At 47.6% G+C, this 17693-nt stretch carries 14 protein-coding genes; 12 read left to right on the top strand and 2 right to left on the bottom strand.

The genetic code is table 11. The annotated features are described in order from the left end of the window. Positions 1-30 precede the first annotated feature (30 nt). The 7 genes from EI981_RS16240 (at position 31) to EI981_RS16210 (ending at position 11212) form a co-directional block, all read left to right on the top strand. A complete protein-coding gene (locus EI981_RS16240; protein ID WP_126999860.1) occupies positions 31-960 on the top strand; it encodes a hypothetical protein in 930 nt (309 codons plus the stop codon). Positions 961-1138: 178 nt separating this feature from the next. After that, on the top strand, positions 1139-2992 hold the full coding sequence (locus EI981_RS16235; protein WP_227011462.1) for a cache domain-containing sensor histidine kinase: 1854 nt from the start codon (positions 1139-1141) through the stop codon (positions 2990-2992). After that, positions 2992-4542 (top strand): response regulator transcription factor, encoded by a 1551-nt coding sequence (locus EI981_RS16230; protein ID WP_126999858.1) that lies wholly within the window; start codon positions 2992-2994, stop codon positions 4540-4542. Before EI981_RS16235 ends, EI981_RS16230 begins: the two co-directional genes overlap by 1 nt. Before the next feature lie 222 nt (positions 4543-4764). Next, positions 4765-5694: an ABC transporter permease gene (locus EI981_RS16225; protein ID WP_126999856.1), complete on the top strand. Its 930-nt coding sequence runs from the start codon at positions 4765-4767 to the stop codon at positions 5692-5694. Between the two features lie 18 nt (positions 5695-5712). Continuing rightward, the gene (locus tag EI981_RS16220; RefSeq protein WP_126999854.1) at positions 5713-6669 is read left to right on the top strand and encodes a carbohydrate ABC transporter permease; all 957 of its coding nucleotides are present in this window, start codon (positions 5713-5715) and stop codon (positions 6667-6669) included. 137 nt (positions 6670-6806) lie between these two features. Further along, a complete protein-coding gene (locus EI981_RS16215) occupies positions 6807-8324 on the top strand; it encodes an ABC transporter substrate-binding protein (protein WP_126999853.1) in 1518 nt (505 codons plus the stop codon). A gap of 107 nt (positions 8325-8431) precedes the next feature. Then, entirely contained in the window at positions 8432-11212 is a 2781-nt protein-coding gene (locus EI981_RS16210; protein WP_126999851.1) for an endo-beta-N-acetylglucosaminidase, read from the top strand. A gap of 109 nt (positions 11213-11321) precedes the next feature. Here the strand turns inward: EI981_RS16210 and EI981_RS16205 are convergent, their stop codons facing one another. Together EI981_RS16205 and EI981_RS16200 are read right to left on the bottom strand one after the other, a co-directional pair. Further along, positions 11322-11654 (bottom strand): hypothetical protein, encoded by a 333-nt coding sequence (locus tag EI981_RS16205; protein ID WP_126999849.1) that lies wholly within the window; start codon positions 11652-11654, stop codon positions 11322-11324. 59 nt (positions 11655-11713) lie between these two features. Continuing rightward, on the bottom strand, positions 11714-12952 hold the full coding sequence (locus tag EI981_RS16200; RefSeq protein ID WP_126999847.1) for a multidrug effflux MFS transporter: 1239 nt from the start codon (positions 12950-12952) through the stop codon (positions 11714-11716). A 242-nt stretch (positions 12953-13194) separates the two neighbouring features. Here EI981_RS16200 and EI981_RS16195 point away from each other — a divergent pair, with 242 nt between their 5' ends. From EI981_RS16195 to EI981_RS16175, 5 genes are all read left to right on the top strand, one after another. After that, positions 13195-14124 (top strand): DUF7916 family protein, encoded by a 930-nt coding sequence (locus tag EI981_RS16195; protein WP_126999845.1) that lies wholly within the window; start codon positions 13195-13197, stop codon positions 14122-14124. A 2-nt stretch (positions 14125-14126) separates the two neighbouring features. Then, on the top strand, positions 14127-14633 hold the full coding sequence (locus EI981_RS16190; RefSeq protein WP_127004757.1) for a metallophosphoesterase family protein: 507 nt from the start codon (positions 14127-14129) through the stop codon (positions 14631-14633). 301 nt (positions 14634-14934) lie between these two features. Further along, entirely contained in the window at positions 14935-15930 is a 996-nt protein-coding gene (locus EI981_RS16185; RefSeq protein WP_126999843.1) for an ABC transporter substrate-binding protein, read from the top strand. Between the two features lie 29 nt (positions 15931-15959). Continuing rightward, positions 15960-16874, top strand: coding sequence for an ABC transporter permease (locus EI981_RS16180; RefSeq protein ID WP_126999841.1), 915 nt, complete (start codon positions 15960-15962; stop codon positions 16872-16874). Then, on the top strand, positions 16874-17671 hold the full coding sequence (locus EI981_RS16175; RefSeq protein WP_126999839.1) for an ABC transporter ATP-binding protein: 798 nt from the start codon (positions 16874-16876) through the stop codon (positions 17669-17671). Before EI981_RS16180 ends, EI981_RS16175 begins: the two co-directional genes overlap by 1 nt. The last annotated feature ends 22 nt before the right edge of the window (positions 17672-17693 follow it).

Below are 17693 nucleotides of genomic sequence, written 5' to 3'. Positions count from 1 at the left end.
GGGATAAATATTCTGAAAGCAGGGATGCGGATGTTTGAGGATTTGAACGAACGGCTTGCTGCTGTGAAGGAAAAGGCACGCGGGATGGAGAAGTGGGAGGCAAGACTTCATCAGTTGCAGGAAGAGCTTGTCGAGCTGGAGCGTACAAGGAATCAATCACGCAGAAGACTGGCTGCTGAAGAGAAGGATGTTGAACGCTTAAGCGGTGCGTCGCTATCCGCCTTCATCTACTTTATACTCGGCAAGAAGCTAGAGAAGCTTGACCAGGAGCAGCGTGAAGCGCTGGAGGCAAAGATTAAGTATGAGCATGCCGAACGAGCGGTTCAGGATGTGCAGCAGCAGATTGATCAAGTACAGCAGCGGATTCGGGAGGTTCGCAATTCGGAAGCGGACTATGAGCTTTTATTTCAAGAGAAGGAACGACGTATTCTTGACAGTAACCAAGAGCTAAGGGAGCTTGCGGATCGTCTCGCTGAACTTATGGTACAGAATAAAGAGCTGCAAGAAGCTTTGGATGCGGGAATAAGTGTACAGGAAGATTTAAGACTGGCGGAAGAGAGTCTGAATTCGGCCAGGAATTGGGGCACTTATGATATGCTGGGTGGGGGTATGATCTCGACTCATATCAAGCACAGCCGTATTGATGGGGCGATGGAGCATGTGTATAGGGCGGAGAACAATTTGCAGCGATTTGGTAAGGAATTGCGCGATGTAGGCGATACCTTATCTGTAGATATGAAGATCGACGGATTTCTCACCTTCACCGACTACTTCTTTGACAATTTGATCACGGACTGGTTTGTTCAGGGAAGGATCAATGAGATATTGAATCAGGTTATCACCAAGGCATCCCAAGTGGATGAACTCATGGATCACTTGTCTAGATCAAAGCGTCAAGCCGAACAACAATTTGAAGTATTGCACAGGCAATATGTACAGATGGTTGAGACTTATCATTAGTAGCCCATGGTGGAATAGAGACTGCGAACGTATGAAGTAAATACGTCTGCGGTCTCTTTTTATTAAATGGATAACTTCTTACAGAAGTAACCTTCACAGAAAATCAGTTTGCCCGATTTGAAGAACCAATGTTACACTGTAACGCGGACAGTATATCAATGAACAGGAGTGTTCCTTCGTGTCAAAGATTCGCAGATTTTATCTCAATCATCTGAAGCGGAAAATGTTCAACAAGATTATTCTGTTGTATTCGGCGGTCATGATGGTGCTGTTCGTAACGGCGGCGGTTCTAGTCTATCAATATCAACTGCAGCGGATTATCCGCGAGGAGACGGATGCCAATATGAAGACGGCACAGGTTCTCAGCATTTATCTTAACAGGCAGTATGAGAATATTCAGAACACGATTCAGCAGATATATGGGGATGCAACACTTAGCGATGATCTGGTCTATTTCCTCAATAATCCCTATGAGAACTACCTGGGTTACCGTCTGAATCAATTTACGAAGACGAATGAGCAAAGGCTGCGATCCTACAGCACCTTAGTTAAAAATTATATGGAGCAGGAGCCTGGGGCAAAGAGGGTGTCCATTTACAGCTACCCGCGAAAATTCGGCATGAGTTTCGAAAGAGAGAAAGAGAAACAACAGCTCCAATATGAAAGCGATTCCGATGGATCATGGAACAACTGGCTGATGACGCGCCGAGCCTATACTTGGGATACGGTGGGCAATAGTCCGGAAGCCGATACAACGGAAAAATCGTCTTCTATCCCGATGTACTCGTATAGACGTGAGCTCCAAGATCCATGGACGCTAGACAGAATTGGCATGCTGGTCGTTGATTTTGACAGCAAGCAGCTTGCGAGTTGGTTAAGCAGCCGGGTACCTGCTACGCATGGACAGATGCTAGTCATGACTTCACAAGGCAAGGTTCTATACGATTCAACGGGGGAATATGTTGGGCAGGACTATCCTTATCGCTATGAATTGAACACGGCAGGTAAATGGATCGACTTGGATGAACCCTCCAAGATAAATGTGCTTGATACCGGGAATGCCGGGCTGACCGTCATAGGTGTCGTGTCCAAATCGACGATTGAGGCTAGCACCGGCAGCCTTCGCAATACATTGATACTCATTACATTATTGTTCTTTGTTGCCAGCTTCGTGCTGACTTCTACCGTGATGAGGAAATATTCCAAGAAGATCCGCAGAATCATCGTGTCCATGAGTCGCATCGGTGAAGGGGACTTATCAACGCGAATCCAAATGCCGGGCGAAGATGAACTGCAACAAATTTCGCAAAGATTCAATGATATGTGTGAGAGGTTGGAGCAATATATTGATAAAATGTACACCTCCGAGATTAAACAGAAGCATGCTGAGCTAGTGGCTCTGCAATCTCAGATTAACCCTCATTTTCTCTACAATACGCTTGAGTCGATTCGAATGAAGGCCTACTCAGAGGGAGCCCGCGATGTCGGCAAGATGGTGTACAGTCTCTCCGTCATGTTCAAAGGTATGGTGAAGAAGGACACGGTTATTACAATCAAGGAAGAGATTGAGATGTGTTCAATCTATCTTGATCTGCTACAAATTCGCTATGAGGGCCGGATAGAAGTGGCTATCGAGGTAGAACCCGCTGTAAATGGTTGTAGTATCATTAAATTGCTTGTGCAGCCGATTGTTGAGAACTATATGGTGCACGGCTTTCGCTCCCTAGATGAAGATAATCGGGTGAGGATTAGCGCGTTACGGGAAGGGGAACGGATCATCATTACAGTACAGGACAACGGGAACGGGATTCCGGCTGAGCGCATGCAGGAGATCGACAAGATGTTGTCAGGATCTTATCAGCTGTCCTCCAATCTCATGGAGAAGAGCAATCCTTCGATCGGACTGATCAATGTGCATGATAGAATCCGGATGAACTATGGAGAGGAATACGGTCTGAGCGTGTCCAGTGAGCCTGGAAAAGGTACGGAGGTTCGGATGGAAATACCTATGCTGAAAGAAGGGATACTTTAATGAAAAAGGTATTTTTTGTAGATGATGAACCCTTGATCGCTCAAGGTCTGAGCTCGATTACGGATTGGCTGCAGTACGGCATTGAAATAGCCGGATCTGCAAATGATGGAGAGACCGCCTTGCAACAAATTAAGGAAGAACCGGTCGATTTATTGATTACGGACATTATGATGCCCCGTATGAACGGACTGGAATTGATCCGCAGGGTGAAGCAGATTCATCCACGCACGCGCTTTATAGTCTTGAGTGGCTATGAGGAATTCGAGTACGTAAAAGTGGGAATTACGCTCGGAATTGAGAATTACATATTGAAGCCAATTAACATTGATGAATTGGAATCAACAATCAGACATATTCGCGGAGATTGGGAGCGGGAAGAGCTTAATCTGTTCCGTTATGAGGAAGATTGGAGAGTGCTGCGCAGCAATATTCTGCAGCGCTGGGTTCTGGGCGAGATCGAAGGTCAGGAGTTCAAGCATCGTGCTGAATTGCTAGGAATTCCGCTGAATTATAAATATGTTCAGGCTTTGGTGTTCCGCGTTATCTCGGAAGAGAAGCCCATCTCCCGGTTGTATCGGCTGCACGGATTGAGTGAGGAGTGCGGTGTTATTGCGCGGGAAACTATCGATAGTGAGGATGAGGTGATCTGCTTCCCGGATGCGGACGAAGACCTGGTGATGCTCTATGTCTCTGATGATCCCGAGCATCATCAGTCCATATTGGAGAACGCTCCAGCCACGGCGAGGAGAATCTCTGAGATGACCGGACTGCCGGTATGGGCGGTAAGTAGCGCTGTCAGCAGCGATTTCTATGGTGTTCAAGATAGCTACAAGCAGGCCAAGCAGGTGTTCCAGCAATGTCTCATCTCGTGTCAGGACAGAACAGTATATATGAATGGACCGCTAACCAAAGTGGAAGAGTCTCATTCAGTAATATGGGATCAGGAACAGTATGTAAGACTACTGATCGATGGGAAGCAAGAGCCCATTATCGAATTCATCGAGTCGATGCTCCTCGGACAGTTCGAGAATGATATCATCCCAAGAAGCGAGTGTATGAATATGGCGATTCAGCTTATGCTGAGCGCAAAGGATATGGAGGATCGCCCCGATTATAGCGAGGTATTCGCAGCACTTGCCAGAATGAACACGATTCAGGGATTGATTCGGCATGTCATTTCGGTTGTACAGCGAAGCTTGGGCAACAGAGATACGGTTCAGCAAGAGTATAGTGGACATGTGGCCATGCTGCTCGAGCAGGTGAAGGAGCACTATGCTGAGGAATTATCGCTCAAAACGTTGAGTCAGAAGCTGGATATGCATCCAAACTATTTAGGCCAGTTGTTCCAGCAGGAGGTTGGCCTCAGCTTCTCCGATTATGTGAACCAATATCGGATTGAGAAAGCGACGCAATTGTTAATTCATACGGATCAGAAGACAGCGGAGATTGCAGTCAGTGTGGGCTATACCGATACGTCTTATTTCTATCGGCAATTCAAGAAATATGCGGGTGTTTCTCCGACAGAACTAAGGCATATGTACACGAAGTAAATATCTTTGCAATGCGCTGAGGATCGTCCGTATATGCGGGCGGTTCTTTAATTTTGTACATATATCTTTAATTTGTACATATGATTCGAGCATTTTTCAACTTGTTGCGGGTAGCGCTTTCTTGGGAAAATAGAAGCAGTTAGAAGATGCTAGTTTCCATATTCCATCCAAGAGGGCTTTTCAGGCACCAGAGGATGACAGCAGTAAAGGGGGGAGAGAATCATGGCAGCATTTTTAAAGAAAGTGATTAGAAACAGGGCGTTGCTGATCATGATTTTGCCGGGAACAATTTGGTTTTTAATTTTTGCTTACTTGCCTATGTTCGGTACGGTTCTTGCATTTAAGGATTTCCGAATTAGCCGCGATGGCTTCTTTGCCAGCGTGATTAACAGTGAGTGGGTTGGGTTCAAAAATTTCGAGTATTTATTTTCAACAAATGACGCTTACATCATTACCAGAAATACGATCTTGTATAATCTATTCTTCATATTCTTGGGGCTTATCATCGCAGTGGCCTTTGCGATTATGCTGAATGAATTGGTGAACAAGAAGATGGCGAAGGTGTATCAGACAGGGATGTTCCTGCCGCACTTTCTATCCTGGGTTATTATCAGTTATTTCGCCTTTACCTTCCTGAGCATGGATAAGGGAACGCTGAACCACATTATTACACTCTTCGGTGGAGACAAAATAAGCTGGTATTCCGAACCGAAGTATTGGCCGTTCATCCTTGTACTTGTCGGGATCTGGAAAGGGGTCGGCTATAACAGCGTTGTCTATCTCGCTTCTCTTACAGGGATTGATAAATCCTACTATGAAGCAGCGGTAATTGATGGGGCGACGAAGTGGAAGCAAATTCGTTACATAACGATACCTCTGCTTAAACCATTAATGATTATTTTGACGATTCTGGCAATCGGCGGAATTTTCCGTTCAGACTTTGGTCTATTCTATCAATTGCCTAAGGATTCGGGCGCACTGTATCCAGTGACCAACGTTATCGATACCTTCGTATATCGCGGCTTGATCAATATGGGCGATATCGGGATGAGTACGGCAGCCGGTCTGTATCAATCACTCGTTGGTTTGGTGCTGATCTTGCTCGCTAACTACATCGTCAGAAAAATCGAAAGAGATCATGCGATCTTCTAATTTAACGGAGGTGCTATTATGCCACAAGCTACGACTCAGCCCGCCGGACAGTTAGAAGCGGGAAGAAGAAAGAAGAAGCGCGATTATAACGCTATATCGCCTTTCTGGAACGCATTATTTAATGTCATCATCGGATTGTTTACATTCTCTTGCATCTTTCCGTTCATCTATGTCATTGTCATATCGTTTACGGACGAACAGACACTGGCGCTTAATGGATTTAGCTTGTTTCCAAGCAAATTAAGCACACAGGCTTACGAATATATTTTCAAATCAGGCAGCGAGCTGCTTGGATCATTCGGGGTAACGCTACTCGTCACGGTGTTGGGTACCTTGCTTAGCTTAACGCTAGTTACGACCTACGCTTATGCGCTATCCAGAAGAAGCTTTGAATTCCGTGGATTTTTCAGCTTTCTAGCGTTTTTCACGATGTTATTCTCAGGCGGTATGGTTCCGGGTTACATCGTGATGACACAGTTCTTGCACTTGCAGAACACGATCTGGGCCTTGATCTTCCCATTGTCGATGAACGCATTCTTCATCATCGTCATGCGGACGTTCTTCCAGACTACGATTCCAGAGGAAATTATTGAATCTGCGAAAATCGATGGAGCAGGGGAGTTTCTGACCTTCGCCAGAATCGTATTACCGGTATCGCTACCAGGGATCGCAACGATCGGGTTGTTCAGCTCGCTCGGTTATTGGAACGATTGGTTCAACGCGCTCTTGTATTTCAATAGCCCGAAGGTTACACCTCCGATGCAGTTCTTGTTGATGAAAATTGAGAAGAATATGGACTTCTTGATTCAGAATGCACAAAATATCGGTTCTGCGGTTGATTTTGCCGCGACTATGCCACAAGAGACTGTAAGGATGGCGATGGTTGTTCTCGCAACCACTCCGATCGTGCTAGCTTATCCGTTCTTCCAGCGTTATTTTGTACAGGGCCTAACGGTGGGCTCCGTTAAGGGATAAACACCTAACCCATGGTTGTCACCGCATTAACTATTTAGAATCAGAAATTGGCCGGACATTTGTTCGGCCGGTTATCCGGGCGAATTGTTAAGCGGTTTCAATAAATGCAACACAAAATTTAGTCAGGGGGAAAGAAAATGACCAAGAAGAAGTTATCATTGTTGTCACTAGCACTGGTTATGCTGCTGTCCGTAGTGCTTGCCGGATGCGGAGACAAGAAAGAGAACAACGCATCATCCGGCAAGGAGCAGAATGCCGTACAAAATGACGGCACGATAGATGCTTCCAAGCTGGACCCAGTAGCCTTGAAGCTGTATTTGATCGGACCTAACCAGAAGGATCTGCCTAAGGTACAGGAAGAGATCAATAAATATGTAACTGAGAAGATCAACGCTAAAGTAGATATTACGATGATTGACTGGGGCGACTACAGCCAGCGCATGCAGGTTATCACCAGCTCCGGTGAAGATTACGATATCGCATTTACAAGCTCCTGGGCATTCGACTACCTGCCAAACGCGGCAAAAGGCGCATTCATGCCATTGAATGATCTTCTTGATCAATATGGCAAAGGAATCAAGGAAGTACTTGATCCTCGCTTCCTAGAAGGTACGAAAGTAAATGGCGTTAACTACGGTATCCCTGCCAACAAGGAATTGGCTCAACAATGGGTATGGCGCTTCAACAAGAAATATGTTGATAAGTACAATCTCGATATTTCCAACGTGACGACTCTTGAGGATCTTGAGCCATTGCTGAAGACCATCAAAGAGAACGAGCCTGCTGATATTACTCCGTTGGCAGTACCTAAGGGCTTTAAGCCATACTTGCCGGTAGATTTCCTACTTGGCGACGAAATTCCGATCGGTATGTATCTGGATTCGAAGGATTTCAAATTCACAAACCTGCTAGAAACACCTGAATTGAAAGCTAATTTGAATACGATGCGCAACTACTACAAAGCCGGCTATGTACGCGAAGATGTAGCTACTCTGGACGGCATCGATAATATGAAGACAGGCAAATGGCTGGTAGACCGTGAGATTATCCAACCATACGCAGAACTTGGCTGGTCGAGAAGCGCTGGTTATGACATCATCTCCAGACCAATGCATACTCCAGTAATCTACACTAGCTCTGCTGCTGGTTCCATGCTCGCGATTTCCTCTTACTCGAAAAATCCTGAGCGTTCGATGATGTTCCTGAACCTTCTTAACACGGACACTTATCTGCGTAATTTGATTCAATACGGTATTGAAGATGTGCACTATAAGAAATTGGAAGATCCGTATATTGAAGACCTTCCTGCCATGCAAGATAGCTACGCTATGCCAGGCTTTGCGCTCGGTAATATGTTCCTGACTTATCTGCATGATGGTGAACCGAAGGATAAATGGGATGCATTTGAGAAATTCAACTCCTCGGCGATCGTAGCACCAACCTTTGGCTTCAACTTCGATACGGCTCCTGTTAAGACAGAAGTGGCTTCGGTAACGAACGTAGCTAAGGAATTCATTCCTTCGCTGTACACGGGTTCCGTTGATCCAGACGAATATTTGCCAAAGGCAATCCAGAAGTTTAAAGATGCGGGGATTGACAAAGTAATTGCTGAAGCTCAAAAGCAATTCGACGCTTGGAAAGCGGAGCAAAAATAATCGATTCATAAGGTAGTAATTAGAGAAACGGTTGAGTGTTTAACCGTTTCTCTCTTTCTAAATAGTTCTACTTCAATAGATTTTAATCAGACAAAGGAGGCAATTTAATGAAACGAGCCAAAGATAATTACTTGATGAGATCGAAGAGGAAGCATCAGATTGCCATGATGGCAGGGAGTGCAGTGCTTGCCATGACCTTGTTCGGCTTCAGCGGCCAGGCCAAAGCTGCGCAGCCTCATTCCTCCTATTGGTATCCGAATACACTCTTGGAATGGTCCGCGGCGAAGGATAAAGATGCGCCATTTAATCGGGGTACAGTGGAGTTGAAGGAGGGACGCTTCCAGGGTTTGAAGACCAATGCTACCTCTAAAGTTCAGCCCAAAGTGATAGCGCTTTCCTCAATGTATCCAAGTACAAGTGGTGCTCCATCTCAAGGTTCGGAGAACTTCCATTCATACACGTTCAGCTTCTGGCAGTATATCGATAAGCTAGTCATGTGGGGCGGATCAGCCGGTGAAGGCCTAATCGTGCCACCGAGTGCTGATGTGATCGATGCCGCTCATAAGAATGGTGTACCAGTGCTCGGTACGGTGTTCCTGCCGCAGACTGAACATGGCGGGAAGATCGATTGGATGAAGGATATGCTACAGCAGCGCCAGGATGGAACCTTCCCGGTAGCTGATAAGCTGATTGAAGTAGCTAACTATTATGGCTTTGACGGTTGGTTTATTAACCAAGAGACTCAAGGAGCCAACAAGGAAGATGCAGCGAAGATGCAGCAGTTCCTTAAGTACATGCAGCAGATCAAGGGACCTAAGATGGAGGTCGTCTGGTATGATTCCATGATCGACGAAGGGCAGATTAAATGGCAGGGTGCTCTGACCGATAAGAACAAGATATTCTTCCAGGATGACAAGACTCGTGTCTCCGACCAGATGTTCCTGGATTTCCGCTGGCAGTACAAGGACGAAGTGAACGGCAAGTACGACTATGTGACACCTTATCTGAATTCGCCTCAAAAAGCGGCAGAGCTCGGCCGCAGCCCGTATGATCTGTTCGCTGGCATCGATGTGGAAGCGAACGGATACAATGGGGAGTATAATTGGCCAATTCTCTTCCCGGATGGCAAAGAGGCCACCACCTCACTTGGCATCTATCGTCCGGACTGGACATTTAACAGCTCGAAAACGCAAGAGGAATACATGGAGAAGGAAGAGATCTTCTGGGTTGGCCACAATAAAAATCCGCAAGATACCGGATCAGCCGAGGCGGACAATCCGTACTCCTGGAGAGGCATTGCGCATGATATTGTCGACAAGAGTGTCATTGATGGCACAGAATTTATCACTCATTTCAATACCGGCAACGGACATTTCTATGCGCTTAACGGCAAGGTGATGCGTGAGAAGGATTGGAGCAACCGCAGTCTACAGGATATTCTACCGACTTGGCGCTGGATCGCCGAGACGAAGGATGGCGCTACTCCGCTCGCTCCGAGCTTTGACTTCAGCACAGCTTATAATGGAGGCAGTTCTTTGAAGCTGGAAGGTGATCTGTCACCTGCAAATCCGACGCATCTGAAGCTGTATAAGGCGAATATGCCAGTTGAAGCAACAACAGAATTATCGGTGATCTATCAATCGAATTCAGAGGCTGGCAAGGTGAAGATCGGCGTTGCTTTCTCAGATGCTCCGGATAAGTATACTTTCTTCGAACCTAAGAAATGGACGCAGGCTGGAGACAGTCAGGACTGGCTGCAAGGTCAGGTGCGCCTGAATCAATATAAGGGACGGACGATCGTTGGCTTATCACTAGAATTTGAGAGCAATAACGCGATTAAGGATTATCAAGCGAATATCGGCCAGTTGGCTGTAACAAATGTGAATGATAAGGCCAAGACGCCAAAGGCGGTTACAGATCTCAAAGTAACGGAGAATGACTTCCGCGATGGCATATACGGTGACGCTAGATTGTCATGGAGTGCTCCTAAGAACCAGGAGGATGTGCTGTACTACCAAGTTTATCGTGTGAAGCCGGATGGCAAATATGAACTGATGGGGTTGACTGGAAATACGGTATACTATATACCGGAAATGAGACGGCTTGAGAAGGAAGCGGAGACGAAACTGGTTGTCGTTCCGATGAATCGTCACTATGAAGCAGGCAAGCCAGCTGGAGCAGCTTTTGAGTGGCCGGCCTATCCGAAACCGGTGGCCGCATTTGAAGCGGATCAGACTCTAATCGCTCCTGGAGATAGCGTGAAATTTACGGACAAATCATCTGAAGTTACGGAGAGCTGGAATTGGAGCTTCCCGGGTGGAGAACCTTCCACCAGTACGGAGCAAAATCCGGTAGTTACTTATAAAGAAGAAGGAACCTATGAGGTTACGCTCACAGCCAAGAATAGTGAAGGCGAAGATGTGGTCAGTCGTCAGATGATTACGGTAACGAAGGAAGCGGCTGGCGGTGTTGCAGATCTTGCCCTGAACCAGAAGGCGACTGCATCCAGCTTCGTTAATGAGAAGGAAGCACCAAAGTTTGCCGTGGATGGCGATGACCGTACGAAATGGTGTGCAGTTGGCGATGCGCCGCATACGCTGACCGTTGATCTCGGCGGCGAGCATAAGGTCAGCGAATTTGTCATTAAGCATGCCGAAGCAGGTGGCGAGCCAGCAGCCTTCAATACGAGAGTCTTCAAAATTCAGCTTAGCCTGGATGGGGAGAACTGGACGGATGCCGTAGATGTCAATGACAATACGAAAGGAGTCAGCAAGCATGCGATTGCGCTGACTTCGGCCCGCTATGCCAAGCTGATCGTTGAGAAGCCGACACAGGGTGGAGATACAGCAGCACGAATCTACGGATTCGAGGTTAAGGGATTGAAGTAATATAAAAAAAGACAGCATCTCCAATGCAGAAGATCGATCTGGATCGTCTGTGGGAGATGCTGTCTTTTACTGTACATGAAGCAAGGTCATAAGATGGTATGATACCTATCTAGTCTTTAGCGTTCATTTTGTAGCCCTTCAGAGCCTCAAGCGGGGTTTTCGAATGATTGCCCTTAAGGTATGAATGCTTAACCGGGCGAGGCTTATTGCTCTCTGGCGGCGGTGGTGTCCTGTCCAGAAGCTCTTCTAAATAATAGGCGTTCATATCGAGACGTTCGATGATCGCACCCAGCGCTATAAAGATAATTCCAGACAGAAATCCTGATCCGATGATAGTAAATGCAGCGCCCCAGGCATGCTCTCCCCATCCGTAATAGAGGAAACCCGATAATAATCCGGCAAGGATGAGAACGCCGCCGACGCTGTATAGCAGCTTAGCCATCTTGGCAGAAACCTCCTCATTACAAGCATTTTCATAATAAGCATTGACTGATTTATTTGTTACTTCAGATTATAGTTTTTTCTCTGTACGATGAGAAGATAACAGATGACAGCACCGATATCCGCAACGGCGATGACGATCCCCATCGGCAGGGCGTTCATGTCTCCGCCAAGACCGACTAGCGGTGCTACAGCGGCACCAAGAATATAAGGTAGCAGACCGAGCAAGGCGGATGCACTGCCTGCTGATTCGCCTTGATCCTGCATTGCCAGGGTGAAGCTGGCGGTTCCGACGATCCCGACACAGGAGACGACGAAGAACAGTGGAATCAGGATCGAAAGCAAGTTTCCATGAAGAATAATTGCGATTAGCAGGGCAACGGATGATATCGCAGCCAGGGCTAGCCCGAAGCGAAGCAGTCTAGTCTCTTTAAATCGATTCACCAGGCGTCCGGTAAGTTGGCTCGCGATAATGATGCCGGCTCCGTTCATAGCAAAGATTAAACTGTAGGTCTGTTCTGATACGCTGTAAATATTTTGCAAAACGAAAGAAGAGCCAGATATATAAGCGAACATAGCAGCAGTAATTAATCCTTGAGACAAGCAATATCCGATAAATAAGCGATCCGCGAGCAGCTTGCGGAAGGTGCGAAGTGTAACCCCTAATCCGCCAGATTGACGTTTCTCCTTCGGCAGTGTTTCTGGCAGGCCAAGTAGAACCGACAGCATCATAACAACGCCGATGAGGGACAATACGACGAATACGCCGCGCCAGGAGACGTAGGCCAACAGCTGACCGCCGAAGATCGGCGCCAGGATTGGAGCTGCCCCGTTCACTAGCATGAGCATCGAGAAGAACTTGGTCAGTTCAGTACCGGAGTACATATCACGCACGACGGCACGGGATAGCACGATGCCAGCTGAACCAGACAGACCTTGAATGAAGCGAAGTACATTCAGCAAGCCTGCTGTTGGAGCGAATACGCATAGCAAAGAGCTGATTGCGTACATCGTCAGCGAGATGATTAGCGGCATCCTTCTGCCGCGCATATCGCTCAATGGACCAACGATGAGCTGCCCAATCGCCAGACCAAGCAGGCAAGAGGTAAGGCTGAGCTGTGCCATCGAAGCGGTCGTATTTAGATCTTTCGCCAGGGATGGTAATGCTGGCAAATACATATCTAAGGAAAATGGGCCGAAGGCTGATAAACAGCCTAGAATCAACACCGCTTGCAGACGGCGCGATCGAGTTTGAGGTTGTTGTGTAGAGACAGATGGTCCATCTGCTGTAAGACTCATAATGATTTCTTCCTTTCCATTTCATAGGCACCGTTACTGGACCGGAAACCTAATTTTTTCAGCATTTTAACATTATACTACAGGGTTGATGACTAGGGAGTAGTTTTTCTGAACGTCGGGAATTAATTAACTGGAGGTGTTATACTTCATGGTAGGATGGTTTATAGTGTTATATAGCGTAGGTAGAACGAACTGAAGCAATAGGCTTGGATGTTGGTCATAACTCAAAATGAGGTGAGCCGATGAAGAGAATTTTAGATTGCCGCGCATCTGACTTCCAAAGTATGGGGCGAGAACAATTGAAGGGCGCGATACTCGCTGCCGAGGGGAGAACGGTCATCGCGGAGACGGTGTCCGTCTCTCAACCAATGCTGCCAGAGATCAGTAATGCTGAGCTGGCCAAAGCGTTCGGCGCAGATATGATTCTGCTCAATGTGTTCGATGTATTTAACCCTGTAGTCCGCGGACTGGCCCCGCTTGATGTGTTCCACCCTACCGGTGAGGAGCAGCAGATCCAGAATCCGATCGCCGAAGCGAAGCGGTTAACAGGGCTGCCGATCGGGATTAATCTGGAGCCTGTGGATGATTCTGCGGAAGCGCTCGAACAACTGAATCCATTGCCTGAGGGACGCAGAGCGACAGCCTCAAGTCTAGTAAAAGCCAAGGAATTAGGGGCCGACTTCGTATGCCTGACAGGCAATCCGAAGACAGGGGTTACCAATGAGCAGATTGCACAGGCGATCCGCCTTGCGAATGAGCATTTTGGCGGACTGATTATCGCTGGGAAAATGCATGGTGCAGGAACACGTGGCAAAGTGATTGATCGGGAAGCGGCACTTGCCTTTACGGAGGCAGGAGCAGATATTATTCTTCTGCCTGCCCCGGGCACAGTCCCTGGACTGCGCGAGGAGGAACTTGCTGCGATCATCACTGAGGTGAAGGAGAAGGGAGCACTAGCTCTGGCCGCGATCGGTACGAGTCAGGAGGGTGCCGATACAGAGACAGTCAAGGCGATTGCATTAAGTGCCAAAAGGGCGGGAGCCGATGTGTTTCATATCGGTGATGCAGGATACACCGGAATTGCGATTCCGGACAATATTATGGCTCTGTCCATCGCAATACGAGGCCGCAGGCATACGTATATTCGTATGGCGGCTTCTCCTCTGCGCTAATGATGAAGATCGGAGTTGTATCGGATACTCATATGCCGAAAAGAGCCTCAGTACTGCCGCCTGCGCTGGTCTCTCAATTCCGCAATGTTGATCTGATTATCCATTTAGGGGACTGGACCAATATGGAGGTCTACAGGCAGTTGTCTGCACTTGCTCCGGTTGAAGGGGTGGCCGGCAATAATGATCCTGAAGAGATTATCCAGCGGTTTGGTTATCACAAGATCATCCAGCTTGGTTCACATAAGGTTGGACTTACCCACGGATTTCTGCCTGAAGGCCGCGGAAATGCACGGGAGAAGGCGATGAAGATCTTCCAGGGGCAGGAGGTTAAGGCCATTTTGTTCGGCCATTCTCATAAGCCCTTATTAAAGAGGGAGAATGGGCTGCTTCTGTTTAATCCCGGTTCCCCTACAGACAAACGGCGTGAACCAAAGTATTCTTTCGGCTTGCTGCAAATTTCAGGTGAGATGATAAAGGCGAAGCATATTTATTTGGAGCGGAAGCGATAAATGTAAGAAATATCAGAAAATAGAGAGGAGCTAATAAGAAGGAGTAGACAAGAGGCAGGTCAGAATTCTGGCCAGTCTCTTATTTTCTATGCCCCAATGATCCAAATTTAACCAAATAGTAGATTTTGGATTGACTAGAAATTGACCGCCATTTAATATGAGAATAATATAATCTTCCGGAAACGTGGGAAAGATCACATTTTTGCGCTTTGACACTTTTATGGATAGAAGCGTTAACCGGATTTCGCATCGACCAAGTGAATCATTAATGTGGTAAATTAATTGAGGGGGTCTTTTGAAAATGAGGAAGAAATTAGGTCTATTATTAGTCATCTCGATCATGCTGGTAACTGTAGTTGGCTGTGGAAGCTCGGGCTCTGGGAAGCAGTACAAGATTGCCATCTCACAAATCGTGGAGCATCCGTCGCTGGATGCGACTCGTGAAGGCTTTCTGGCAGCTCTGAAGGACGCGGGGATTGTAGAAGGAGATAACCTGAAGCTGGATTACAATAATGCGCAAGGTGACCCAAATAACAATATGACGATTGCTCAGAAAATAGCTGGTGAGAAATATGACCTGGTTCTAGGCATCGCTACACTTCCAGCACAGGCGCTGGCTAGTCAGGTGAAGAATTCGCCAGTCATGTTCGCAGCGGTTACGGATCCGCTCGATGCTAAATTGATAGACAATCTGGAGAAGCCGGGCGGCAATGTATCAGGCGCTTCTGATACGAACCCCGAGGCTATTTCTCAGTTGATGGACTTTATCGCCGGTAATTTCCCTGATGTGAAGACCGTGGGCGTCGTGCTCAACCAAGGCGAGCCAAATGCTGTAGTCATGACTAATTTGGCAGAAAAGGCACTGGAGAAGCACGGAATTAAGATCGTAAAAGCTTCAGTTACGAACACCTCGGAAGTGAAGCAGGCTGCGGAATCCTTAGTAGGTCGAGCCGACGCAATCTATATTACGCTCGATAACACAGTGGTGGAGGCAGTTAGCACGGTTATTCAAGTGGCTAATGACAATGATATCCCATTCTTTTCTAGCGACCGTGATTCCGTTGAGAAAGGTGCATTTGCTACGGTAGGCTTCAAATACTATGATCATGGCTATCAAGCAGGTCAAATGGCGCTGCAAGTTCTCAAGGAGGGCAAGAAGATCGGTGATTTGAAGGTTACAGTGCCAGAGAAGCTCGATCTCATTCTTAATCTGAAAGCTGCGGCAGAACAAGGGATCACCGTTACGGATGCAATGAAGGAGCAGGTTAAGGATAAGGAGACCAATATTCTCGAATAGGTGTTCCATAATTAGGAGGTAGTATCACCATGATGAACTCATTACTCGGAGCCCTAGAATCCGGATTGCTATATGCATTGATGGCGCTTGGCGTTTACATCACCTTTCGTATCCTGGACTTTCCAGACTTAACGGTGGACGGAAGCTTTACAACCGGCGGAGCCATAGCAGCCATAATGATTACGAATGGTGTATCCCCCTGGGTGTCCACAATCTGCGCCTTGGGCGGCGGACTGTTAGCCGGTATGATTACAGGGCTTATTCATACCAAAGGTCGTATAAATGGCCTCTTATCCGGAATTCTGATGATGATCGCATTATATTCCATTAACATGCGAATTATGGGGAAGCCGAATGTCGGACTACTCGGTGAGAAGACGATATTCAGCTCTATATCACCGCTATTGCTGATGCCTTTTGTAGTCATCGCTATTAAGCTTCTGCTCGATCTGTTCTTCCGTACTGAACTTGGGCTCGCGCTACGGGCGACAGGAGATAATCAGAGGATGATTAGAAGCTTTGGCGCGAATACCGACAATACGATTATTTTGGGACTTAGCTTATCGAATGGACTTGTTGCATTGTCTGGTGCGTTAATTGCCCAGCAGTCGCAATTTGCTGATATCTCCGCCGGAATCGGAATGATTGTTATCGGGCTGGCCTCCGTAATTATCGGAGAAGCGATATTCGGAGCTCGTAGTGTGTTCTTTGCCACGCTGGCCGTCGTGCTTGGCTCCATTGTCTATCGTCTGGTTGTCGCTCTAGCGCTGCGGATCGAGTGGCTGGAGCAGACCGATCTGAAGGTGATCACGGCATTGATCGTCATCATCGCCTTGGTTCTACCGACGGTACGCAGATCATGGAAGCAGAAGGCACTCGCGCGTAAGCGCTCGTTGGAACTTGTCTCCGACGCTGAGCAGAGAAGTTTGGGAGGTGGACTATAATGCTGCAGATTACACAATTATCCAAACTATTCCATCCAGGTTCCGTCGATGAGAAGATCGCGCTAATTAACGTGAATCTGCAGCTGAAGCCAGGGGATTTCGTGACCGTGATCGGCAGTAACGGCGCCGGCAAATCAACGTTGATGAACATGATCTCGGGTACGCTAAAGCCGGATTCCGGTACGGTTCATATTGACGGCAATGACATTACGGATTTGTCCGAACATAAGCGCAGCCGTTGGGTCGGCCGCGTCTTCCAGGACCCGATGGCCGGGACTGCTCCGCATATGACAATCGAGGAGAATCTGGCGATGGCATACTCGCGCGGCAAGCGTCGTGGGCTATCGATTGGGATTAACTCCGGGCGAAGAGAACTGTTCAAAGAGCAGCTTCGTAAGCTTGGCATCGGTCTAGAGAATCGACTGCGCGCCAAGGTAGGAACGCTGTCCGGTGGTGAACGTCAGGCGCTCAGTCTGCTCATGGCTACATTTACTGAGCCGCAGATCCTGCTGCTTGACGAGCATACCGCGGCATTGGACCCAGCACGGGCAGAGCTGGTAACCCAGCTCACGCAGAATATCGTCAGCGAGCTGAAGCTCACCACCCTGATGGTCACGCACAACATGGAACAGGCGATTCGCCTTGGCAATCGGCTAATTATGATGGATGGGGGCCGCATCATCCTCGATATTCACGAGCAGGAGAAGCAGCAACTGACGATCGAGGGCCTGCTTGGAGAGTTCGAACAGATTAGCGGTCATAAGCTGAGCGATGATCGGGTCGTACTCAGCTCCTAGAGGATAGGGCAATCCGTAGACC

The organism is Paenibacillus lutimineralis (genome assembly GCF_003991425.1).
Lineage (GTDB): Bacteria > Bacillota > Bacilli > Paenibacillales > Paenibacillaceae > Fontibacillus > Fontibacillus lutimineralis.
This window is presented reverse-complemented; position numbering and strand designations above follow the sequence as displayed.